The sequence below is a fragment of the Devosia sp. genome, from assembly GCF_036563435.1.
Lineage (GTDB): Bacteria > Pseudomonadota > Alphaproteobacteria > Rhizobiales > Devosiaceae > Devosia.
On sequence record NZ_DATCMJ010000014.1, the window covers coordinates 420,906 to 442,936 of the forward strand.

22 protein-coding genes and 1 tRNA gene are annotated in these 22,031 nt (G+C 63.1%); 16 read left to right on the top strand and 7 right to left on the bottom strand.

Annotated features, from left to right (window positions below; genetic code table 11):
* Positions 1 to 2: 2 nt before the first annotated feature.
* The 3 genes from VIL88_RS10345 to VIL88_RS10355 form a co-directional block, all read right to left on the bottom strand.
* Positions 3 to 1,190, bottom strand: coding sequence for an MFS transporter (locus VIL88_RS10345; RefSeq protein ID WP_331988446.1), 1,188 nt, complete (start codon positions 1,188 to 1,190; stop codon positions 3 to 5).
* Entirely contained in the window at positions 1,187 to 2,359 is a 1,173-nt protein-coding gene (locus VIL88_RS10350; protein WP_331988448.1) for an MFS transporter, read from the bottom strand. Before VIL88_RS10350 ends, VIL88_RS10345 begins: the two co-directional genes overlap by 4 nt.
* 112 nt (positions 2,360 to 2,471) lie before the next feature.
* On the bottom strand, positions 2,472 to 3,341 hold the full coding sequence (locus VIL88_RS10355; RefSeq protein ID WP_331988450.1) for a LysR family transcriptional regulator: 870 nt from the start codon (positions 3,339 to 3,341) through the stop codon (positions 2,472 to 2,474).
* 175 nt (positions 3,342 to 3,516) lie between these two features.
* Here VIL88_RS10355 and VIL88_RS10360 point away from each other — a divergent pair, with 175 nt between their 5' ends.
* Both VIL88_RS10360 and VIL88_RS10365 read left to right on the top strand, forming a co-directional pair.
* Positions 3,517 to 3,753 carry a DUF1127 domain-containing protein gene (locus VIL88_RS10360; protein ID WP_331988452.1) on the top strand — a complete coding sequence of 79 codons (237 nt, stop codon included), beginning with the start codon at positions 3,517 to 3,519 and terminating at the stop codon, positions 3,751 to 3,753.
* A gap of 69 nt (positions 3,754 to 3,822) precedes the next feature.
* Positions 3,823 to 5,079, top strand: a complete 1,257-nt coding sequence (locus VIL88_RS10365) for a hypothetical protein (protein WP_331988454.1) — start codon at positions 3,823 to 3,825, stop codon at positions 5,077 to 5,079.
* A 58-nt stretch (positions 5,080 to 5,137) separates the two neighbouring features.
* Here VIL88_RS10365 and VIL88_RS10370 read toward each other — a convergent pair whose 3' ends face one another.
* The gene (locus VIL88_RS10370; RefSeq protein WP_331988456.1) at positions 5,138 to 5,491 is read right to left on the bottom strand and encodes a septal ring lytic transglycosylase RlpA family protein; all 354 of its coding nucleotides are present in this window, start codon (positions 5,489 to 5,491) and stop codon (positions 5,138 to 5,140) included.
* A 493-nt stretch (positions 5,492 to 5,984) separates the two neighbouring features.
* Here VIL88_RS10370 and VIL88_RS10375 point away from each other — a divergent pair, with 493 nt between their 5' ends.
* A complete protein-coding gene (locus VIL88_RS10375) occupies positions 5,985 to 6,371 on the top strand; it encodes a DUF4260 domain-containing protein (protein WP_331988458.1) in 387 nt (128 codons plus the stop codon).
* Here VIL88_RS10375 and VIL88_RS10380 read toward each other — a convergent pair whose 3' ends face one another.
* On the bottom strand, positions 6,372 to 7,061 hold the full coding sequence (locus tag VIL88_RS10380; protein WP_331988460.1) for a TetR family transcriptional regulator C-terminal domain-containing protein: 690 nt from the start codon (positions 7,059 to 7,061) through the stop codon (positions 6,372 to 6,374). It abuts the gene before it with no gap.
* Positions 7,062 to 7,189: 128 nt separating this feature from the next.
* Between VIL88_RS10380 and VIL88_RS10385 the strand changes: the two genes are divergently transcribed.
* The 11 genes from VIL88_RS10385 to VIL88_RS10435 all read left to right on the top strand — a co-directional run bounded on the left by VIL88_RS10385 (position 7,190) and on the right by VIL88_RS10435 (position 19,622).
* On the top strand, positions 7,190 to 8,518 hold the full coding sequence (locus VIL88_RS10385) for an aspartate aminotransferase family protein (RefSeq protein ID WP_414650126.1): 1,329 nt from the start codon (positions 7,190 to 7,192) through the stop codon (positions 8,516 to 8,518).
* A gap of 60 nt (positions 8,519 to 8,578) precedes the next feature.
* Positions 8,579 to 10,072: a CoA-acylating methylmalonate-semialdehyde dehydrogenase gene (locus VIL88_RS10390; RefSeq protein ID WP_331988462.1), complete on the top strand. Its 1,494-nt coding sequence runs from the start codon at positions 8,579 to 8,581 to the stop codon at positions 10,070 to 10,072.
* Between the two features lie 13 nt (positions 10,073 to 10,085).
* Positions 10,086 to 11,336 (top strand): Zn-dependent hydrolase, encoded by a 1,251-nt coding sequence (locus VIL88_RS10395; protein WP_331988464.1) that lies wholly within the window; start codon positions 10,086 to 10,088, stop codon positions 11,334 to 11,336.
* Positions 11,333 to 11,839, top strand: a complete 507-nt coding sequence (locus VIL88_RS10400; RefSeq protein WP_331988466.1) for an endonuclease domain-containing protein — start codon at positions 11,333 to 11,335, stop codon at positions 11,837 to 11,839. Before VIL88_RS10395 ends, VIL88_RS10400 begins: the two co-directional genes overlap by 4 nt.
* On the top strand, positions 11,836 to 13,287 hold the full coding sequence (gene hydA, locus VIL88_RS10405) for a dihydropyrimidinase (protein ID WP_331988468.1): 1,452 nt from the start codon (positions 11,836 to 11,838) through the stop codon (positions 13,285 to 13,287). The genes VIL88_RS10400 and hydA overlap by 4 nt, the downstream gene beginning before the upstream one ends.
* Before the next feature lie 172 nt (positions 13,288 to 13,459).
* Positions 13,460 to 14,284, top strand: a complete 825-nt coding sequence (locus VIL88_RS10410) for an ABC transporter ATP-binding protein (RefSeq protein WP_331988469.1) — start codon at positions 13,460 to 13,462, stop codon at positions 14,282 to 14,284.
* A 169-nt stretch (positions 14,285 to 14,453) separates the two neighbouring features.
* Positions 14,454 to 15,320 carry an ABC transporter permease gene (locus tag VIL88_RS10415; RefSeq protein WP_331988470.1) on the top strand — a complete coding sequence of 289 codons (867 nt, stop codon included), beginning with the start codon at positions 14,454 to 14,456 and terminating at the stop codon, positions 15,318 to 15,320.
* A 245-nt stretch (positions 15,321 to 15,565) separates the two neighbouring features.
* A complete protein-coding gene (locus tag VIL88_RS10420; protein WP_331988670.1) occupies positions 15,566 to 16,417 on the top strand; it encodes an ABC transporter permease in 852 nt (283 codons plus the stop codon).
* Positions 16,418 to 16,437: 20 nt separating this feature from the next.
* Entirely contained in the window at positions 16,438 to 17,412 is a 975-nt protein-coding gene (locus VIL88_RS10425; RefSeq protein ID WP_331988472.1) for an ABC transporter substrate-binding protein, read from the top strand.
* Between the two features lie 280 nt (positions 17,413 to 17,692).
* Positions 17,693 to 18,589 carry a hypothetical protein gene (locus VIL88_RS10430; RefSeq protein WP_331988474.1) on the top strand — a complete coding sequence of 299 codons (897 nt, stop codon included), beginning with the start codon at positions 17,693 to 17,695 and terminating at the stop codon, positions 18,587 to 18,589.
* Positions 18,590 to 18,821: 232 nt separating this feature from the next.
* A complete protein-coding gene (locus tag VIL88_RS10435) occupies positions 18,822 to 19,622 on the top strand; it encodes an alpha/beta hydrolase (protein WP_331988476.1) in 801 nt (266 codons plus the stop codon).
* A gap of 56 nt (positions 19,623 to 19,678) precedes the next feature.
* Here VIL88_RS10435 and VIL88_RS10440 read toward each other — a convergent pair whose 3' ends face one another.
* Positions 19,679 to 19,930, bottom strand: coding sequence for a DUF2188 domain-containing protein (locus tag VIL88_RS10440; RefSeq protein ID WP_331988478.1), 252 nt, complete (start codon positions 19,928 to 19,930; stop codon positions 19,679 to 19,681).
* 98 nt (positions 19,931 to 20,028) lie between these two features.
* Here VIL88_RS10440 and VIL88_RS10445 point away from each other — a divergent pair, with 98 nt between their 5' ends.
* Positions 20,029 to 21,126, top strand: a complete 1,098-nt coding sequence (locus tag VIL88_RS10445; RefSeq protein ID WP_331988480.1) for an NAD(P)-binding domain-containing protein — start codon at positions 20,029 to 20,031, stop codon at positions 21,124 to 21,126.
* Between the two features lie 69 nt (positions 21,127 to 21,195).
* The gene (locus tag VIL88_RS10450) at positions 21,196 to 21,846 is read left to right on the top strand and encodes a glutathione S-transferase family protein (RefSeq protein WP_331988482.1); all 651 of its coding nucleotides are present in this window, start codon (positions 21,196 to 21,198) and stop codon (positions 21,844 to 21,846) included.
* A 57-nt stretch (positions 21,847 to 21,903) separates the two neighbouring features.
* Here the strand turns inward: VIL88_RS10450 and VIL88_RS10455 are convergent.
* Positions 21,904 to 21,978 (bottom strand) — tRNA-Gly (locus VIL88_RS10455).
* Positions 21,979 to 22,031 lie beyond the last annotated feature (53 nt).

The following is a 22,031-nucleotide window of genomic DNA, read 5'->3' on the forward strand; positions in this document are numbered from 1 at the left end:
GCTCAGCCCTTGAGCGAAACCGCTTCCGGAGTCAGCGCAGGCTCCTCAATCTTGCGGCGGCCCAAGGCGAAGCTCGACGCCCAAAGGCCAGCCAGCAACAGGGGCAGGCAGATGAGGTAGGAATTGCGGATGCCCAGATATTCCGCGACGAAGCCGAGGAGCGGTGGCGCCATGAAGAAGACCACAAAGCTCACCTGGCCAAGCGCCGCAACATTGACGGCAGCCGGACGGTCAGTGCGCTGGGCCGCGGCCGACACCGCAAGCGGATAAACCGCCGAGCATCCGATGCCCATGAGGGCAAAGCCCGCCAGCGCTACGGCGGGCGCGGGCGCATAGCCGACCAGCAGGACGCCGATGCTGGCAAGGCTCAGCAGCACCATTGCCACATTACGCGGGCCGAAGCGTGCCACGACCGGATCGGCGCCGAGGCGCATCGCGGCCATGAAGAAGGCAAAGAGCGTCAGGCCCATGCCGCCGACAAAGGGCTCAACGGCAAAGACGTCGCGCATATAGATGGCCGACCAGTCGATGCCGGCACCTTCGACGAGGAAGGCCGCAAAGCCGATGAGGCAGAGGGGCAAGAGGCCAAGATGGGGAAAGGCAATCCGATGGGTGGTCTCGCTCGCCGTGCGCTGGGGCGCCGGTGCCGGCCTGATCCCGGAGATCATATAGCCGCCGACGGCAACGACGATCGCGGCAATCAGTGCTAGGTGGGCCTCGACCGAAAGCCCCGATTGCCGGATGCCGGCGCCGGCCAGAGCCGTCACGAAGAAGCCCACGCTCCAAAAGCCGTGGGCCCGGTTCATGAACCGGCCGCCCGTGTGCATTTCCAGCCGATCGATCTCGACATTGAGGTTGATCTCGAGCGCGCCGGATAGCAAACCGGTCACGAACAGGACGCAGAATACGGCAGGCGCTACGCCAAGCCAGGGGATTGTGGCGAAGAGGAGGGCCGGTCCAAGCACCGTGACGAAGGCGGTGGTGCGTACGCCGATCTTTTCGATCACCGAGGCGCCAAAGGTCAGCGAGATCAGCGAGCCGATCGACATGCCGATCATGGTGAGGCCAAGCTGGCTTTCGCTGACACCCAGATGGGTCTGGATATCGGGCAAACGTGCCATCAGTGCGCCGGTGGTCAGCGCGAAGAGGAAGAAACAGGCATAGAGCCGGTGTTGCGGCGCAATTTTCATGGCGTGACCAATCGGGTGGCGCGGCGGGGCGCCAGAACGTGGGCAGTAGCAAAACCGAGCAGCACCAGGGGGAAGCCCAAGCCAAAGGTCCAGCGGATGCCGAAATGCTCGGCCACAAAGCCAAGAAGCGGTGGCCCGAGCAGGAAGGCAGTGAAAGAGATCTGCGCCAGTGCCGCGACATTGAGCGCGGCGGGGCGGTCGGTCAGCTGCGCGGCGGCCGACATGGCCAGGGGGAAGAGCGCGCTCGAGCCGATGCCGATCAGCACGAAGCCGAGATAGGCGAAGGCGGCAGTGGGCGCAAAGAAGGTGAGGAGCGACCCGCAGGCAAGGATGGCAAGGAGCGCGCGGGCGACGGTCACCGGGCTATGGCGATCCACAAAGCCATCGGCAAAGAAACGCGTCACGGCCATGGAACCGGCCACCGTCGCCACGGCAATGCCGGACCAGAACGGTTCGGCGGCAAAGATGTCGCGCATATAGATGGCCGACCAATCGATGCCAGCGCCTTCGAGCACCATGGCGGCAAGGCAAACGCTCACCAGCGACAGGATGGGCAGGGTGGGGCGGGCAAAGCGCGGCGCCTCGTCGGCTGTCGCCGGGATGCGGTGCTCGGCCGGCTGGAAGCGCCCCAGAACAAAGAGTGTTGCCACAAGGATGACTGGGATCATCAGCATCAAGTGCCAATGCGGATCGAGGCCGGTCTGGGCGATGGCGGAACCCAGGAGGCCCGCGGCGAAGAAGCCAAGGCTCCAAAAGCCATGGGCCCGGTTCATGATGCGCTTGCCGATAGCATGCTCGACCCGGTCGGCCTCGATATTAATGATGATCTCGATGGCGCCGATCATCAGCCCAACCGGTGCCAGCAGGAGGAAAAAGGCCAGCGGCGACTGCGCCCAGGCGGCGATGGCATAAAAGACCGACAGGAGTGGAATGGCGCAAAGCAGCGTGCGGCGATAGCCGATGGCTTCGATGATGCGGCCTGAAAAGGTGAGCGAGACGAGCGTACCGCAGGCCGAACCTATAAGCGCCAGGCCGAGGGCTCCTTCGCCGACGCCCATGGCCTCCTGGATGGCGGGCAGGCGCGGAAAGAGGCTCCCCATGCAGAAGGAATAGATGAAGAAGGCCCCAAACACCCGGAAGTGGGGGGGCATCTCGATGCCGAATCTCATGCTGCGTCTCGCGAACTTTGTGCGGCGAAACTATGCGAGATTACCCAGCGGGCAAAGGGCAGGTGCAAACGTTTTCGAACAATTCTTGCAACGTTGCATTTGGGCCGCTGCCCTAGTGATGGGGCTGCTCGCCGCGAAACAGCGCGGACCACTGCGCCATAAGGCTGACGATACGGTCGCCCACTAGCCGCACCGCCGGATCGTGCCGCTCCTCGTGGTGGCTCACCAGCCACTGATCGGTTTCGAGTTCCCTGATCACCGGCGCGACCCGCACGAGGCGCGGATCGCTATCGCCGACAAAGCAGGGAAAGACCGACATGCCGGCGCCGTTGACGACCAGTTCGCGCACGCTCATGGCGTCATGGCCGCGCACCGCGATGCGATCGGCATGGCGCGCCTCGAGCCAGCGCGCGGAATGAGTGTGCCCGCCTTCGCCGGCAACGCCTACGAAATATCCCGCCTTGACCCCGTTGACGAGGTTCACACCTGAATAGAGGCCATAAGCCACCTTGCCGATCAGCCGTCCAGCAAGCCACTGCTCGGTAGGCCTTTGGTTGCGGATGCCGAGATCGGCATTGCGCCGTCCGATGTCTACACGCTGGTTGGCGGTAACCAGTTCGAGGCCGAACCGGTCCTCCACCGTCCAGATCTCGCCGATATGGCCGGCAACGAAGGCCGAGGTCCAGGAGCCGGCCGACAGGCGCACCACCCGCGTGCCAATGGCGCCCTCCTTCCAGCGGCGCAACGATAGCATGGCCGCCTCGACGTCCTCGGCGCGGGCCAGCAGGTCCTCGCCCGATTGAGTGAGGCGGTAGCCGGTCTGGCTGCGATGAAACAGCGGCTCGCCCACCTGCTTTTCGAGCGCGTTGATGCGGCGGCCGAGTGTGGCAGCACTCAACCCACTCTTGCCAGTTGCGGCACTGAGCCCCCCAAGCCTTGCCACATCGAGAAACAGCCGCAGGTCATCCCAACTGAAGTCCATTTTTCATTTCTGCAAAGATCATTGCAATCACGACTATAGAGAACTCGCTCAAAAGGCTGCAACTATCAGCGTGCCGCGGCGAAGAAGGTGCGGCGCAAGACAGATCAACCACCAGAAATGAAATGAAGCCGCTTCGGCGGCGAGAGCGGAGTTTTGCTTCGCGAAAGGAGCAGCCATGTTTAAGACATTGATCCCAGCCGTTCTAGCGTGGTGGCGGCGCGATATGGCCGTCCAGCGGCTCTCTGCGCTGGACGATCGCCTGCTGCAGGACATGGGCGTTGTGCGCGAGGAGATCTCGCAGCGTGTTGCAGGCCTGGAGCGGGCGGAACAAGCTGATGCCGGCACCACAGTAGCGGAGAGCCGCTCTGCACCAGCTTCAAAGGCGCAGGCCTTCGAGGGCGCCGTCTGCTGAGATCGGAACCGGTCACACTTTCGTTGCAACCGCTGCATAGCCTTTGGGCCAAGGCAGAGGAGGTGTGCCATGCGTCGGCAGCTTTTCGCAGCAGCAGTTGTGCTTGTGGCGCTTTCGGGTGCCGCAGGCGCCAAGGAGCAGGAACTCAACGGTGTCGTCATCGACGTGCCGCGCGGCTGGAAGGTGGAGCGCGGCGAGGCCGGTTCGCTGCTCTTGCAGCAGGAATTCCCCGAGACCGACGATGAAGAACGTGGTGCCGCCCTGATCCAGCTCGTGGCACCACGTGCCGTCGAGGGCACTTTGCTCCAGGGCGTTGCCACCATGGTTGGCGCCATTCCCGAACTGGCGGAGGAGGATACGACCACCGAAGGCGAAGGGGTGACCAGCAACGGCTATGACATGGTGGTGCAATATCGTTGCTGTGGCCGCGTGCAGGACATCCAGGCGAGCCTCACGACTGTGGCGGTTGGCGACAGCGGCAAGCAGGCCTTTCTCCAGCTCCTGACCATGAACCTCCACGACGAGCGTGAGGACGAGGTGGACGCCGAGTTTGCCAAGATGGTGCGCACTATGCGTCTCAAGGAGGAGGACGCGCCCTTTGCGGTTGCGTCGCGCGAGGGCGATGGCGGGCTTGAAGGCGCCTATACGTTTCTGCGCACCGGTCTCATGCCCAACGTCTTTGGCGGCATGGACTTTACCGCCGACAGCGAAGTGGTCGTATTCGACCCCTCGGGCCTCTTCAGCGACACCATACCTGCCGGCGACATGAGCGACTTCTGTGCGGAACATCCGGAGGATTGCGGCACCTATCGCGTGAGCGGCGGTGGCTTCTGGGGCGGACAGCGGCAGATCGAGCTGCGGCGAGTGGCCGACGCGTTCGGCCGCTTTGAAGTCGAAACCATGCCGCTCGAGATCGGCAAGGATAGCCTCACCATCGGCGAGGACGTTCATGCCAAAGTGCCGCCCTTTCCCGCCGATACCAAGTTCGATGGCGAATGGCGTTACTTCTTTGCCTCCTCCGGCATGTCGGCCAGCGGCTCGGGCAGTATAGCGGTGGAGCGGTTTCTGCGGTTGCGCCCCGATGGCACCTACCAGCGCGACGGTTTCGTTGGAGCCAGCAGCAGCATGGATACCGGCGGCGGCACCAACGGTGTCACGACCAGCAACCAGAGACCATCAACTGCGGGGCGTTATCGCGTCGAGGGGTACAAGCTTATACTGGCGGGAGACGACGGGTCCGAGGAGGTGATGAGCATCTTCGCCCCGGATAAGGGCTCCGACGAGCTGCTGGTGATCGACGGCAGCAACTATCTCAAGCAGGATTAGCCAGAACAAAGAAAAGGCCACCCTGAGGTGGCCTTTTCAGCGGGGGAGAAGAGGGGGCTCAGCTCTGCGCCAGGCAGACGGAGGTCGTCCCGCGGTTGCGAAAGCCCAGCGCTGTAGCTGCGGCTTTGCTGAGGTCAATGATGCGCTTGCCGTGGAAGGGGCCCCGATCATTGATGGTCACCTGCACCTCTTTACCGGTGTTTTGATCCACAACGGTGACCTTGGTGCCAAAGGGTAGTGAACGATGCGCCGCCGTCATGGCGTTCTCGTTGAAGATTTCTCCCGATGCGGCCCGCTTGCCATTAAAGCCAGGGCCATACCAGGAAGCGCCGCCGCATTGAGCATAGGCTGCAGTGGAAAAGGAAAGAAGGGCTGCAGCAACTGCGACGACGGAAACGGCTTTCTTGATCAAACTTCCAACTCACTTCAGTTAAGGTGAGAGGATGATTAAGGGGCATGACCGGCCACAATGTGCCCGCGTCGGGCAAGACTGGGATCAACAGGGGCTCTGTTGCACGATTGCCTCAGGTTTTCTCCTGTTGCTTGCGGAAGCCAAACCCAAAGATCAACCGCACTACTGGAATGTTGGCCTAAAGGACCGGGCAGCAACAACCGATAGAAGCCGTCATCGCCGGCCTTGTTAGAATGATATTGCGTCAAAGAATGCCTGGAACGGGTTCCATTTATTTCACCCACAAATCCGTGATCGTGAAGGGTTCCGGCGGAAATTGGGATCCCTTTATGGGACAGCAGCGGTCAAGATGGCGCGAATGTGGCAGGTTTCGCCTTCGCGTCAGGGTGTTCCTCAAGCCATCCAGATTTGAATACCCCGCCTCCGACTTTGGTGGCTTGGGGTGATGCCTAGCGTTCGCTAGGCTCCTGGCAATTCTTAAAAGGAGCAGATCATGAAAGCGCTGGCCGCACCTCATTCTCAAAACTCTCTCGCCGACGTCGTACTGCTGCAGCGGCTTGAGGGCCTGGTGGCCCTGGCGGGCGCGGTTGCCGCCTATGGCTGGCTCGGCCAGTCCTGGATCGTCTTCGCCCTGCTGTTTATGGCGCCTGACCTGTTCATGCTTGGCTATCTGGGCGGCAAGAGCACGGGCGCACTGGTCTACAACCTTGGCCACACCTATGCCGTGCCGGCCGTGCTGGTGCTGATCGGCCTCGCGGGTGGTGGCACATGGCTCTTCGGTCTGGCTACCATCTGGATCGCCCATATCGGCTTCGACCGCATGCTGGGCTACGGCCTCAAGCTCGGCGACTTCAAGCAAACCCATCTCAGCCGCTCCTGATCAGGATTTCGGACGCGGCGTTAAACCAAAGAGAAAAAGCTGTTCAAGGTACCGCGCGGCATCCTCGAACCGCCCCTCGCCGCCACGGCCCGGTCCCAGCACGGCCCGCACCTGCACGTCGAAATCGGCATAGTGCTGGGTGGTCGCCCAGATCGAAAAGATCAGGTGATAGGGGTCGGTGCGGGCGAGCTTGCCCTGGTCCATCCAGGTCAGCAGCACCTTGGCCTTTTCATCCACCAATGCCTTGAGATCCACCTCGATCATCTCGCGAATGCGCGGCGCGCCCTGCAGCATCTCATTGGCAAAAAGGCGCGACTCGCGCGGGAAGTCCCGCGCCATTTCGAGCTTGCGCCGAATATAGGAGCGGATCTCGGGGAAGGGGTCGCCGTTCTCGTCCATTTCTCGCAAGGGGGCCAGCCAGGTGACCAGCAGCTCGCTCATCAGGCGGCGGTGGATGTCTTCCTTGCGCGGGAAGTAATAAAGGAGGTTGGGCTTGCTCATGCCCGCCTGGGCGGCGATCTGGTCGATCGTGGCGCCGCGAAAGCCGTGGAGCGAGAACACCTCCAGCGCCGCTTCCAGGATGATGTCCTGCTTCTCGCGCTGGATCCGCGTCAGAGGACGGTTCTCGTCCTTTTGCCTCGCGCCAGAGGCTTCGGTGGCTTCGGCGGCATTGAGTTTTGGGAACGGCATTTTCGCCTTGCGGGAAAGTTTGGGAGTGCTAACATTTTTCCAACTGGTCAAAATTTTGGGGACCTGGACGGCCTGCCGTCAAGAGCCAAAACAGTGGCCGGCACAGAAACAAGGGGAGCGCAGGTTTCGTGTCCAATTCCAATGCCGTGGTGCCGAACGACCTGAGCGCCTTCTGGATGCCCTTTACGGCCAACCGGCAGTTCAAGAAGTCGCCGCGCATGTTCGTGGCCGCCAAGGACATGCACTATACGACGTCTGACGGGCGCCAGGTGCTGGATGGAACGGCTGGTCTTTGGTGCGTCAATGCGGGCCATGCCCGCCCCAAGATCGTCGAAGCCATCGCCAGCCAGGCGGCGGAGCTCGACTATGCACCCGCCTTCCAAATGGGTCACCCGAAGGCCTTCGAACTCGCCAACCGCATCGTCGACATCGCGCCCAAGGGCCTCGATCATGTGCTGTTCACCAATTCGGGTTCGGAATCGGTCGAGACCGCGCTCAAGGTCGCCCTCGCCTATCACCGGGTGAAGGGCGAGGGCAGCCGTACCCGGTTGATCGGCCGCGAGCGCGCCTATCATGGCGTCAACTTCGGCGGCATCTCGGTGGGCGGCATCGTCACCAACCGCAAGATGTTCGGTACGCTGCTGAGCGGCGTCGACCACATGCCGCATACCCACAATCTCAAGCAGAACGCCTTCAGCAAGGGCCTGCCCCAGCATGGCGTCGACCTGGCCGACGAGCTGGAGCGCATCGTTACGCTCCATGACGCCTCGACCATTGCGGCCGTGATCGTCGAGCCGGTGGCCGGTTCAACCGGCGTGCTGATCCCGCCGGCGGGCTATCTGCAGCGCCTGCGCGACATCACCAAGAAGCACGGCATCCTCCTGATCTTCGACGAAGTCATCACCGGATTTGGTCGCCTGGGCACGCCGTTCGGCGCCGATTACTTCGGCGTGACGCCCGACATCATGGTCACCGCCAAGGGGCTGACCAATGGCGTCATTCCCATGGGCGCGGTTTTGGTCTCCGCCGAAATCCACGATGCCTTCATGGGTGGGCCCGAGCACGTCATCGAGTTCTTCCACGGCTATACCTATTCGGGCAATCCGATCGCCTCGGCCGCGGGCCTGGCAACGCTCGAAACCTACAAGGACGAGGGCCTGCTGACGCGCGGCGCTGAACTGGCGCCCTATTTCGAGGAGGCGCTCCACTCCCTGAAGGGCCTGCCCCACGTCATCGACATCCGCAATATCGGCCTCGTGGGCGCCATCGAGCTCGAGCCCGTGGCGGGCCAGCCCGCTAAGCGGGCCTTCTCCGCCTTCCTCAAGGCGTTCGAATCCGGCCTCCTGATCCGCACCACCGGCGACATCATCGCGCTGTCCCCACCACTGATCGTGGAAAAGACCCATATCGACCAGATCGTCGGCACGCTGGGCGACATCCTCAAGACGCTTGATTAGAATGGAACAAAAATTCTATATCTTTGCAGATAGAATGATTGTTCCCGTAAGGAGGTCTTGATGCAGGTCATCGAAAACGCCGTTGCCGGCAAGCGCTACGTCTCCAGCGGAAGGCGCGTTCCCGTGTTCAACCCGGCAACGGGTGAGCAGTCGGCGGAACTGCCGCTGTCGACGCTGAGCGAACTCAACGATGCGGTCGCATCCGCCAAGAAGGCGCAGGTTGCCTGGGGCAATACGCCGCCAATGAAGCGCGCCCGCATCATGTTCCGCTTCAAGGCGCTGCTCGATCAGTATGCCGATGACCTGGCGCGCGAGATCTCCAAGGAACACGGCAAGGTGCATGACGATGCGCTGGGCGAAGTCGCCCGTGGCATCGACTGCGTCGACTTTGCCTGCGGCATTCCGCAACTGCTCAAGGGCGAGTTCTCGCGCAATGTCGGTCCCTCGATCGATACCTATTCCGACCGCCAGCCGCTGGGTGTCGTCGCCGGCATCACGCCGTTCAACTTCCCGGCCATGGTGCCGATGTGGATGTATCCGGCCGCCATCGCCTGCGGCAACAGCTTCATCCTCAAGCCGTCCGAGCGTGATCCGTCTGCCTCCATGCTGGCCTGGAACCTCTTCATGGAGGCCGGCCTGCCCGAGGGCGTGCTCAACATCGTCCATGGCGACAAGGAAATGGTCGACGGCATTCTCGACCATCCCGACATCAAGGCGGTGAGCTTTGTCGGTTCGACCCCGATCGCCGAATATGTCTATGGCCGTGGCACGGCCGCAGGCAAGCGCGTGCAGGCCCTGGGCGGCGCCAAGAACCACATGGTGGTGCTTCCCGATGCCGATCTCGATCAAGTGGCCGATGCGTTAATGGGCGCCGGTTACGGTTCTGCCGGCGAGCGCTGCATGGCCATCTCGGTGGCCGTACCGGTCGGCAGGGAGACCGGCGACAGGCTGGTCGCCAAGCTCAAGCCACGGGTGGAATCGCTCAAGATCGGCCCCGCCACCGACAAGGATGCCGAAATGGGTCCGGTCGTCACCAAGATGCACCGCGACAAGATCGTGGGCTATATCGATTCTGGCGTGGAGCAGGGCGCCGAGCTCGTGGTCGATGGCCGCGGCTTCACCCTCCAGGGCTATGAAAACGGCTACTATGTCGGCGGAACCTTGTTCGACAACGTCACGCCCGACATGACCATCTACAAGGAAGAGATCTTCGGTCCCGTCCTTTCGGTGGTGCGCGCCGATGACTACGCCTCGGCCGTCAAGCTCATCAACGACCACGAATACGGCAACGGCACCGCCATCTTCACCCGCGACGGCGACGCCGCCCGCGAATTTGCCGACAAGATCGAAGTGGGCATGGTGGGCATCAACGTGCCGATCCCCGTGCCGGTGGCCTACCACTCCTTCGGTGGCTGGAAGCGATCGCTGTTTGGCGATCACGCCATCTACGGGCCCGAAGGCGTGCACTTCTATACCCGCCTCAAGACCGTCACCACCCGCTGGCCCGCCGGCATCAAGGGTGGCGCGGAATTCTCGTTCCCGACCAACAAATAGGACGATAGCCCACATGCCTGCCCCAGGAGAAAACCTTCGCGTCAATGGTGATCGGCTCTGGGACAGCTTGATGGAGATGGCACAGATTGGCCCCGGCATTGCCGGGGGCAACAACCGCCAGACGCTGACCGATGCCGATAAGGAAGGGCGCGAACTCTTCCAGCGCTGGTGCGAAGAGGCCGGGCTTTCCATGGGCGTCGACCGCATGGGCACCATGTTCATGACCCGGCAAGGCACCGATCCCGACGCGCTGCCGGTCTATATCGGCTCCCATCTCGACACGCAGCCCACCGGCGGCAAGTATGACGGCGTGCTGGGTGTGCTCGCGGGCCTGGAAGTCGTCCGCTCCCTGAACGACCTAGGCATCAAGACCCGCCACCCCATTGTCGTCACCAACTGGACCAACGAGGAGGGCGCCCGTTTTGCGCCCGCCATGCTGGCCTCGGGCGTCTTTGCCGGCGTGATCCCGCTCGAACACGCCTATGCGCGCACCGATCTTGAAGGAAAGCGCTTTGGTGACGAGCTCGAGCGCATCGGCTGGGTGGGTGAAGAAGAGGTTGGCGCGCGCAAGATGCACGCCTATTTCGAGTACCATATCGAGCAGGGCCCGATCCTCGAGGCCGAAGACAGGCAGATCGGCGTGGTCACCCACTGCCAGGGCCTGTGGTGGCTCGAATTCACCCTTTCCGGCAGGGAGGCCCATACCGGTTCGACGCCCATGACCATGCGCGTCAATGCCGGCCTTGCCATGGCCCGCATCATGGAAATGGTGCAGGCGGTGGCAATGGAGGCCCAGCCCGGCGCCGTGGGCGGCGTCGGCCAGGTCAAGTTCGCCCCCAATTCCCGCAACGTACTCCCGGGCACCGTCATCTTCACCGTCGACATTCGCTCGCCAGATCAGGCCAAGCTCGATGGCATGCGCGCCACCATCGAGAAGCGGGCGGCCGATATCTGCGCCGACCTCGGCGTCGGCTGCGCCGTCGATGCCGTCGGGCATTTCGACCCGGTGACATTCGACCCAACCCTCGTGGGGCGCGTTCGCGCCGCTGCCGAAAAGCTCGGCTACTCGCACATGAACATTATATCCGGCGCCGGCCACGACGCCTGCTGGGCCGCCAAGGTCGCGCCAAGTACGATGATCATGTGCCCCTGTGTGGGTGGGCTGAGCCACAATGAGGCGGAAGAGATTTCGCGAGAATGGGCCAGTGCAGGGGCGGACGTCTTGTTCCACGCGGTGGTTGAGACGGCGGAGATTGTGGAGTGACGGAGAACACCGACGCCGTTCTTACCTCGCCCCTCCGGGGAGAGGTCGCCGCGCAGCGGCGGGTGAGGGGCTCGAAGGCGTCCGAGACCGCTGTCGCTCGTGCACGAGCACTTCGTCGCAACGAGACCGACGCAGAGCACGTGCTTTGGCAGATGCTGCGCAATCGCCAGATCGGCGGGAAAAAGTTCGTCCGGCAGTATCCCATCGAGCCATTTTTCGTAGACTTCGCCTGCCGAGAAGTGATGCTCGTCATCGAAGTGGACGGTGGTCAGCACGCAGAGAGTAGATCTGATGCGGTCCGGACCAAGCATCTTAACGCCAGAGGCTACTCTGTCCTCCGCTTCTGGAACAGCGATGTGCTGAGCAATCGCGAGGGGTGCTGGCACGCGATCCATTCGACGCTTCAAGGCAACCCCTCACCCGACCTCCGCTTCGCTCCGGCCACCCTCTCCCCGGAGGGGCGAGGGAAGGAAGCACCCCGCGACAAAGGGAAAACACCATGACCAAAGTCATCAAGAACGGCACCGTCGTCACGGCCGATCTCACCTACAGGGCCGATGTCCTGATCGATGGCGACACCATCGTCGAGATCGGGCAGAACCTTTCCGGTGACGAGGTCCTCGACGCCACCGGTTGCTACGTCATGCCCGGTGGCATCGATCCCCATACCCACCTTGAAATGCCCTTCATGGGCACCTATTCGGCCGACGATTTCGAAAGCGGCACCCGCGCCGGTCTCGCCGGCGGCACCACCATGGTGGTCGATTTCTGCCTGCCCAATCCCGGCCAGTCACTCCTCGAAGCCCTCCAGATGTGGGACAACAAGACGGGCAAGGCGTCGGCCGATTATAGCTTCCACATGGCCATCACCTGGTGGGACGAACAGGTCTGGCGCGAAATGGCCGAGGTGGTCGATCGCGGCATCACCTCGTTCAAGCACTTCATGGCCTATAAGGGCTCGCTGATGGTCAATGACGACGAGATGTTCTCCTCGTTCCAGCGCTGCGCCGATCTCGGCGCGCTGCCGCTGGTCCATGCCGAGAATGGCGACATCGTCGCCGCCATGACGCAAAAGCTCCTGGCCGAAGGCAATAATGGTCCGGAGGGTCATGCCTATTCGCGACCGCCGGAGGTCGAAGGGGAGGCCACCAACCGCGCCATCATGATTGCCGACATGGCCGGCGTTCCCCTTTATGTGGTGCATGTCTCGGCCGAGCAATCGCACGAAGCCATCCGCCGGGCCCGCGCCAAGGGCATGCGGGTCTATGGCGAGCCGCTGATCCAGCACCTGACGCTGGACGAAAGCGAATATTTCAACCAGGACTGGGACCACGCCGCGCGCCGCGTGATGTCGCCCCCCTTCCGCAACAAGCAGCACCAAGATTCGCTTTGGGCGGGTCTGCAGTCCGGATCGCTTTCGGCGGTGGCCACCGACCATTGTGCCTTCACCACCGAGCAGAAGCGCACCGGAAGGGGCAATTTCAGCAAGATCCCCAATGGTACGGGTGGCCTCGAGGATCGCCTGTCCGTGCTCTGGACCGCCGGGGTGAACACCGGGCGCCTCACCATGAACGAGTTCGTGGCGGTAACCTCGACCAACATCGCCAAGATCCTCAACATGTATCCCAAAAAGGGTGCCGTGCTGGTGGGTGCCGATGCCGACCTCATCGTCTGGGACCCCCAGCGCAAGAAGACCATTTCGGCGCAGGGCCAGCAGTCGGTCATCGACTACAATGTCTTCGAAGGCTTCGAGGTGACGGGCCTGCCGCGCTTTGTCCTCAGCCGCGGCAAGGTTTCGATCGTGGAGAACGAGGTCAAGGCCGAGCCCGGCCATGGCAAGTTCGTCGCGCGCGAAGCGAAAAATCCGGTGAACCGCGCCCTGTCGCAGTGGAAAGAACTGGTGGCACCGCGCAGAATCGAACGCTCCGGCATTCCGGCCACTGGCGTATAGCATCGGCAGTGTGATCAAAACGGAGGCAGGTGCCGCGAGGAGGCAGGCTGATCGGGCGTTGAACCGGCAGGTCTGAGAGACGGCACGATGCTTGCATTTGCAAGGAGAGACGGTGGGAAGGGGCACGCTCCCTCCCCGCCGCGGTTGAAAGAGGGGGCACCAGCCTTTGTCCGTGACGTCGCCAAGCCAAGCTGCCGCCGCCAACCAGGGCGCGCATGCGGTGGTTTCCGCCCAGCATCTGGGCCTCACTTTCCCAACCAATGACGGCGATGTCGTCGCGCTGAGCGATGTCAATCTGACCATCGAGCGGGGCGAGTTCGTTTCCTTTATCGGCCCCTCGGGCTGCGGCAAGACCACTTTCCTCCGCGCCATCGCCGATCTGGAGCAGCCCACCTCGGGTACCCTGACCATCAATGGGCAGACACCGTCTGAGGCGCGCAAGGACCGGGCCTATGGCTATGTGTTCCAGGCGCCGGCGCTCTATCCCTGGCGCACCATCGAGAAGAACATCGCGCTGCCGCTCGAGATCATGGGCTATTCGGCCAGCCAGCAGGCCGAGCGGATTGCGCGCACCATGGGCCTGGTCAACCTTTCCGGCTTCGAGAAGAAGTACCCCTGGCAGCTCTCGGGCGGCATGCAGCAGCGTGCCTCCATCGCCCGCGCCCTAGCCTTCGACGCCGACCTTCTCCTCATGGACGAACCCTTCGGCGCGCTGGATGAAATCGTGCGCGACCATCTCAATTCCGAACTGCTCAAGCTCTGGGCCCGCACGCAAAAGACCATCTGCTTTGTGACGCACTCCATTCCCGAGGCGGTCTACCTCTCGACCAAAATCGTCGTGATGTCGCCGCGGCCAGGCCGGGTCACCGATGTGATCGAAAGCAACCTGCCGCGCGAACGGCCGCTGGACATTCGCGAGACGCCAGAATTCCTCGCCATCGCCGCGCGCGTGCGGGATGGGCTGAGGGCTGGGCATAGCTATGAGGAGCATATGTGATGCGGCTGGATCTGACGGCTCCAGCGCATCCCTCCCCCTTGAGGGGAGGGACCGAGGGTGGGGGTTCTGGCCCCTTCCTACGTTCTAATTTTAGGGAGGTTTTAGAACCCCCACCCCAACCCCTCCCCTCAAGGGGGAGGGGCTCGGCACCTGTGCACGGGGCGGCGTCATGACCCGCATCCTTCCCATCCTCGCCGTCCTTCTTGCCCTTATCATCTTCTGGTACGCCGCGGCGATCTGGATGAACGCGCCCTGGCAGAACCAGCTCAATACCCGCGCCGAGCTCAGCGTGCCCTTGACCGACTTCGCCCTCCAAACCTGGGCGCAGGACCGGCCGGTGCTGCCGGCGCCGCATCAGGTGGTGGGCGAAATCTGGAATGCGACGGTGGCGCTGGAACTCACCTCCAAGCGCTCGCTGGCCTATCATGGCTGGATCACGCTCTCCTCGACCCTGCTCGGCTTTGTGCTCGGCACGGCGCTGGGCATCCTCCTTGCCGTGGTTATCGTCCACAACGAGGCGGCCAATCGGTCGCTGATGCCCTGGATCATCGCCTCGCAGACCATCCCGATCCTGGCCATTGCGCCCATGGTGGTGGTGGGACTGGGCTCGGTGGGCATCACCGGCACGGTGCCGCGGGCGCTGATCTCGATGTATCTGAGCTTCTTTCCGGTCGTGGTTGGCATGGTCAAGGGCCTCCGATCACCCGAGGCCATCCAACTCGACCTGATGCGCACCTATGACGCGACGCCGTGGCAGACCTTCTGGAAGCTGCGCTGGCCGGCGGCGATGCCGATCCTTTTTGCCTCCATGAAGGTGGGCATTGCCATTTCCCTGATCGGGGCCGTGGTCAGCGAGCTGAGCAATGCCGCCGGCGGTGGGCTGGGCGTGCGGCTCCTGACCGGCTCCTATAACGGCCAGACGATCCAGATCTGGGCGGCGCTCTTTATCGCGGCAGCGCTTGCGGCCGTGCTGGTGATGCTTGTCGGGGCGGCAGAGCGCTTGGTCAACAGGCGCATGGGGGTACGGCCGGCATGACGCAGCTGCAACATTACCTGGCTCTGGTTGCCGGCGGACTAGCCGCCGCAGCGCTTGCCTTTTCGCTGGTCACGCCGTTGGACCAGGCGCTGCTGCTCAAGGCCTTCCTGCTGCTCGGCGCCTTGTCACTGATCCGCTTTGTCATCCCCCTTGGCCTCTGGGTCGATGGTGCCCTCGCCCTCTTGGGTGCGGTGGCGCTGCTGACCAGCGTCGACATTTTCGCACCAGCGCCACCCTTTTTCTGGATGGCGCTGGTCGTGGCCTGGCTCTTTGCTTGGCTGTTCGTGGAGCGGCTGAGCCGGGCCCTCGCGCCCCGCCTGGGCGACAATGCCGGCTTGGGGCTGCTGATCCCCCTCACCTTTGGCCTCGCCCTGCTGGTGATCTGGGAAGTGGTGACACGCGGCGCCGATGTGCCGCCGGTCCTCCTGCCCGCGCCTTCGGCTATTGGCGCGCAGCTGACCAATTCGGCGCCGATCCTTTGGGCCGATTTCGTCCAGACCTTTATCAAGTCGGTGCTGCCCGGCTTTGCCATCGGTTGCCTGTCGGGGCTCGTGGTGGCGATCCTGGTCGACCGCTCGCCCTTTCTCAAGGCGGGGCTCCTGCCGATCGGCAATTTCATGTCGGCGCTGCCGATCATCGGCATCGCCCCGATCATGGTCATGTGGTTCGGCTTCGACTGGCAATCCAAGGCTGCCGTCGTCGTCGCCATGACCTTCTTTCCCATGCTGGTCAACACGGTGGCGGGGCTCAATGCCGCCTCCGCCATCGATCGCGACCTCATGCGCACCTATGCTGCCGATTACTGGCAGACACTCTTGAAGCTCAGGCTCCCCGCTGCGGGCCCCTTCATCTTCAACGCCCTCAAGATCAACTCGACTTTGGCCCTGATCGGCGCAATCGTAGCGGAATTCTTCGGGACACCCATTGTGGGCATGGGGTTCCGGATATCGACCGGGGTGGGGCGTCTTGCCATCGACCTGGTCTGGGCGGAGATCGCTGTTGCTGCGATCGCGGGGTCCGCCTTCTACGGGGTGATCGCCCTCATCGAAAGGGGAGTCACCTTCTGGCATCCGTCCGTCCGTGGTGGACGGGCGTAACAGGGAAAAGGGAACGAGAAATGAACAAGTATCTTGGAGGTTTGCTGGTCAGCGCCCTGGCGCTGTCGGCCGCTCCCGCCATGGCGCAGGACGCGCTGACCTTGCAGCTCAAATGGGTGACGCAGGCGCAGTTCGCCGGCTACCTCGTGGCCGAGAGCAAGGGCTTCTATGACGAGGAGAACCTCGACATCACCATCCTGCCGGGCGGGCCGAACATTGCCCCCGAGCAGGTGATTGCCGGCGGCGGCGCCGATATCATCGTCACCTGGATGGCGGCCGGGCTTGCCGCGCGCGACAGCGGCGTGCCGCTGGTCAACATTGCCCAGCCCTTCAAGCGCTCGGGCCTGATGATGATCTGCCCGTCCGAAAAGGAGATCAAGACCGTCGCCGACTTCCCCGGCCATACGCTGGGCGTCTGGTTCTTCGGCAACGAATATCCGTTCTTTGCCTGGATGAACAAGGAAGGCATCCCCACCGACGGCTCGGAAAGCGGCGTCACCGTCCTGCAGCAGAGCTTCGACATCCAGCCCATGATCCAGGGCCAGGCCGATTGCATCTCCGTCATGACCTACAACGAATACGGCCAGGCGCTCGATGCCGGCTATGGCCCGGAAAACCTGACCATCTTCAACTATACCGAGATGGGCAATGACCTCCTCGAAGACGGCCTCTATGTCATGGAGGAAACGCTCGAGGATCCGGCCAAGGTGGACGCCTATACCCGCTTTGTCCGAGCATCGATGAAGGGCTGGGAATATGCAGCGGCCAATCCCGAAGAAGCGGCCCAGATCGTGGTCGACATGGACGATACGGGTGCGGCAACGCTCGAGCACCAGCTCTACATGACCGGTGAAGTGGCCAAGCTTGTCGACCCTGCCGATCCGGCGCTCGACATGGCCACCTACGAGCGCACGGTCAAGGCGCTGCTGGACCAGAAGATCATCAAGGCAGAGCCGGAAGGCGCCTATACAACTGTGGTTACCGACGGCCTCTAAGGCCTGAGGGAGATCGTCAGAGGCGGGGCTCGGCCCCGCCTTTTTCGTTGGCGGGAGCTGTTCACCACAGTTTGCGCATAATTGATGCAACCCCGGAACGATTCAGCTTGCCCCTTTGTTGATTGAGCATTGCGTCAACCAAGAAGAAGGCACATTCCAATGAACTCCATCATCTATATCGTCGGCCTCATCGTTATCGTCATGGCGATCCTGTCGTTCATCGGTCTCGCCTAACGGTTTCCCTGGCAAGAGCAACAGCAACACTTCAGGAGCCGCAAACATGACTATTGATGCGCCCGTGGGCGTCGTCGTCACCGACCCGTCTGCCAACAATCGCGACCAGTCCTCCTACGTCGATTGGCCGGCCATCATCGCCGGCATCATCCTTGCTTCGGCCATCAGCGTCGTGCTGATCAGCTTCGGCTCGGCCGTTGGCCTCAACTTCCTCGAATTCGGCTATGGCGATGGTCCCAATCCGATCTTTGTTGGCATTGCTGCCGCAACCTGGTTCCTTTGGGTCCAGATTTCGAGCTTCATGGCCGGTGGCTACCTGACGGGCCGGCTGCGCCGCCGTTATTTCGACGCCACCGAAGATGAAAGCGACCTGCGCGATGGCGCTCATGGCCTTCTGGTCTGGGCCGGCTCGGTGATCCTCGGCACGGTGATTGCCGTCAGCGGCCTGGGTGCTGCAGCCAACACGGTCGGCTCCATTGCTTCCACCGCGACCACCGCCGCGTCCAACGCTACCGAAGGTGCGGCCGACGCCGTCGATCCGAACGCCTACTTCATCGACACCATGTTCCGCTCCAACCAGCCTGCCGCAAACTCGGAAGATGCCCGTGGCGAAGCCAGCCGCATCTTTGCCCAGGCTGCGCTCAGCGATGGCACCGTTGCCGATGCCGACCGCACCTATCTGGCCAGCGTCGTGGCCGCCAATACCGGCCTGACGCCCGAAGAGTCCCAAGCGCGCGTCGACCAGACCATCCAGAGCGTGCAGGAAGCCCGCGACCAGGCTGCCGAAGCCGCCCGCATTGCCCGCAACACGGCGATCATCGGCGCCTTCCTCCTTGCTGCCTCGCTGCTGGCCTCGGCCATCGGTGCCTTCTGGGCAGCCCAGAAGGGCGGCAATCATCGCGACAAGAACACGGTCTTTGCCGGCGCCTTCCGCCGCTTCTAACCGCTTGAAAGGAAACTTACCATGCTACGTGGTCTTGGACTCTGGCTCCTCGGCGTGCCGATCTGGCTGATCATCATCATCGTGCTCTTCCTCCGCTAGAAGAGCCAAGGGCGGGACCCCGGTCCCGCCCTTTTTGTTGATCGAGTGTGGGACCGCGGTCTCGCCCTTATAGTTGGACATGTCGAAACGGCTCCCCTCGCTTCGTCTGGGATGGGTAGAACAGGAGAGCGCCATGCCCATCACTTTATCGAGCGACGGAACGCCCATCGGTTATGAAAGCCGGGGCACCGGCCCTGCCATCATCTTTATTGCAGGTGCAACGCAATATCGGCTCGTAGACCAAACGTCTGGCACAATGGCCGACGACCTGGCCGACCGATTTACGGTAATCCAGTATGACCGCCGTGGCCGCGGCGAATCCGGGAATGCTTCGCCCTATACCGTGCAGCGCGAGGTCGAGGACCTCGAGGCGCTGATCGAGGTGGCCGGAGGCCGTGCGGGACTGTTCGGCATGTCTTCCGGAGCGCTCCTGGCGCTGGAAGCGGGCGCGTCCCTCAGGGACAAGGTGAGCGCAATCGTGCTCTATGAGCCGCCGGTCGATCCTCAGCAAAGCTCGGAAGCCTGCTGGGCACAATGTGACCAGATGGCGACCCTCGCCGCGTCGGGACGAGGGGAAGAGATGATGGTCAACTTCATGTCTGGGGTCGGCATGCCGGCTGAAGCGCTTGCGGCCTTCCGGCAAAGTCCGCAATGGCCCGCCTATGCGGCAGTGGGCCCGACCTTGGCGCACGATTTCCGCATCATGGCCGAAGCAACCGACGGCAACCGACAACCGTCGCGGTGGATGGACATCACCATGCCGGTACTTGTGGTCAACGGCGACAACAGCTTTCCCTTCATCGACGCGGGCGCTGCCTGGGTCGCAGCCGGTCTGCCCAATGCTTCCCGGCAGGTGCTGTCAGGACAGGATCATCGCTTTGATCCCCATGTCCTGGCGCCGATCCTGGCCAAGTTCTTCGCACAAACGAACTAGTCTGCCGGAGCAGGAGTCCGGCAGGCTAGAGGGAAAATACATCAGCTCGGCTGCAGTCAGTCTTCCAGCTCGTCGGAGACATCGGTGTCCGGGCGGTCGCCGCCCGATGCTAGTTCCTCGTGCCACTCACCCTTGCTGTCCTGGTACTGGATGGCTTCGCTTTCCCCGCCCAGCTGCTGGCGCTGTGCCGCAGCGACGGCAGCGTCGTGAGCCGCCTGGTGGGTGGGATAGGTCTCGGAGAAGACGTCTCCGACCTTGTAGGCAAAGCCGCCGTCATGTTCGACGACATCATAGGTAACGTGGGCCATGTGCTGTTCTCCTTCCTCCTGAAAACCCCGGCGGGCGCGAGAGGTTGCCGGCGTTGCGCGGGAGACCTAGATCAGGGGCGCAACAGCCGGGGGCAAGCGTGACAGATCAGGACCAGGGTACGCGCGTCGCCCTCAAGCTCGACATCGTGGTTATCGGCGCAGGACAAGCGGGGCTGAGCGCTGCCTATCATCTCAAGCAGCTTGGCCTGGTGCCGCGACGCGATTTCCTGGTGCTCGACCGGGCGCCCGAGCCGGGTGGCGCCTGGCAATATCGCTGGCCTTCGCTGACGCTCTCCACCGTCAACCGCGTGCATGACCTGCCCGGCATGAGCTTTGCCGCAATTGCTGGAGGTGACGACACAGTTCGTGCCTCGGTCGCCGTGCCGCAATACTTTGCCGCCTATGAGGCTCATTTCGGGCTCGACGTGCTCCGCCCCGCAACGGTCAAGGTCGTGTGCGACCGCGGTGAGCGGCTGCGGGTGGAAAGCGACCGCGGCGTCTTTTCGGCGCTTGGGGTGATCAATGCCACCGGAACCTGGGAGAAACCCTTTATCCCTGACATTGCGGGCCGTGCGCTCTTCGCTGGCCGGCAGCTGCACACGCACGACTTCCGCAGGGCAGAAGATTTCGCCGGCCAGCATGTGCTGGTCGTCGGGGGCGGAATCTCCGCCATCCAGCTGCTGGACCAAGTCTCGGCGGTGACGCGCACGACCTGGGTGACGCGGACGCCGCCCCGCTTCCGCGAAGGACCCTTCGATGAGGAGGCGGGCCGGGCGGCGGTGAAGCTGGTGGAGGATCGTGTCCGCGCCGGGCTGCCGCCCAACTCTGTCGTCTCGGTCACCGGACTGCCGCTGACGCCGACAATCCGGGCGATGCAAGAGCGCGGCGTGCTCGAACGGCAGGAGATGTTCGACGAGATCACGGCCCATGGCGTTCGCTGGGCCGATGGCCGGTCGCTCGACGTCGACGTCATCTTGTGGTGCACGGGCTTCCGCTCGGCACTCGACCACCTGGCCCCGCTGCAACTGCGGGAAGACTCGGGCGGTATCACCATGACCGGCCGGCTGGCGACGCAGGTGGCGCGTGACCCGCGCCTGCATCTCGTTGGCTATGGCCCCTCGGCCTCCACGATTGGCGCCAATCGCGCCGGTGCTGCCGCGGCACGGGAGCTGACCCGCCATCTCGGCATCGGCTAGGCTCTGCATGTCGATCAATCCGGCGGCTGCTCGTCGTGAGGTCAGCACCGTCAGTTGGAGGAGCTCAGGATGCCCGTCACCATCACGGCCTTTGCCGATTCTCCCGACGAGGGGCAGGGCATGGCCCGGGACATGCGCGTGCGCTGGGCGCTGGAAGAGGTTGGCCAGCCCTATGAGGTCGAGCTCCTCTCCTTCAGCCAGATGAAGAAGGCGCCGCATCTGGCGCGACAACCCTTCGGCCAGATTCCCAGCTATGAGGAGGACGGACTGGTGCTCTTCGAATCGGCCGCCATCGTCCTCCACATCGCCCAGCGCCACCGTGGCCTGCTGCCGGACGAGCAGAACGCCCGAGCCCGGGCGATTGCCTGGATGTTTGCCGCCGTCGGTACGGTGGAGCCGCCCATTGTCGATCTCGAAGTGGCCGAATTGGTGGAAAGGGACGAGTCCTGGTCCGATGCCCGCCTCCCTCTCGTTAAGGATCGCATTCGCGGGCGGCTTGACCAGCTCGTTGCGAGCCTGGGGGACCGCGATTGGCTCGAACACGCGTTTTCGGCCGCAGATCTGGTAATGGTGCATGTGCTGCGCCGGCTGGAGGGTTCCGGCATTCTGGAGGAATACAGCACCCTCTGCCGCTATATCGACCGCGCCAAGGCACGCCCCGCCCACCAGCGTGCCTTTGCCGCGCAGCTGGCCGTCTTCAACAATCGGCAGCAGGGCTGAAAAACGAAAGGCCGGACTTGCGTCCGGCCTTTTGATCGTTTCTTCCGGAAGGAAGATTGGAGCGGGCGATGGGATTCGAACCCACGACCCTAACCTTGGCAAGGTTATGCTCTACCCCTGAGCTACACCCGCGCTCCGTTTGCCGCCACCGCCTTGGCAGTGCGTCGACGCGGGCCTATATGCCC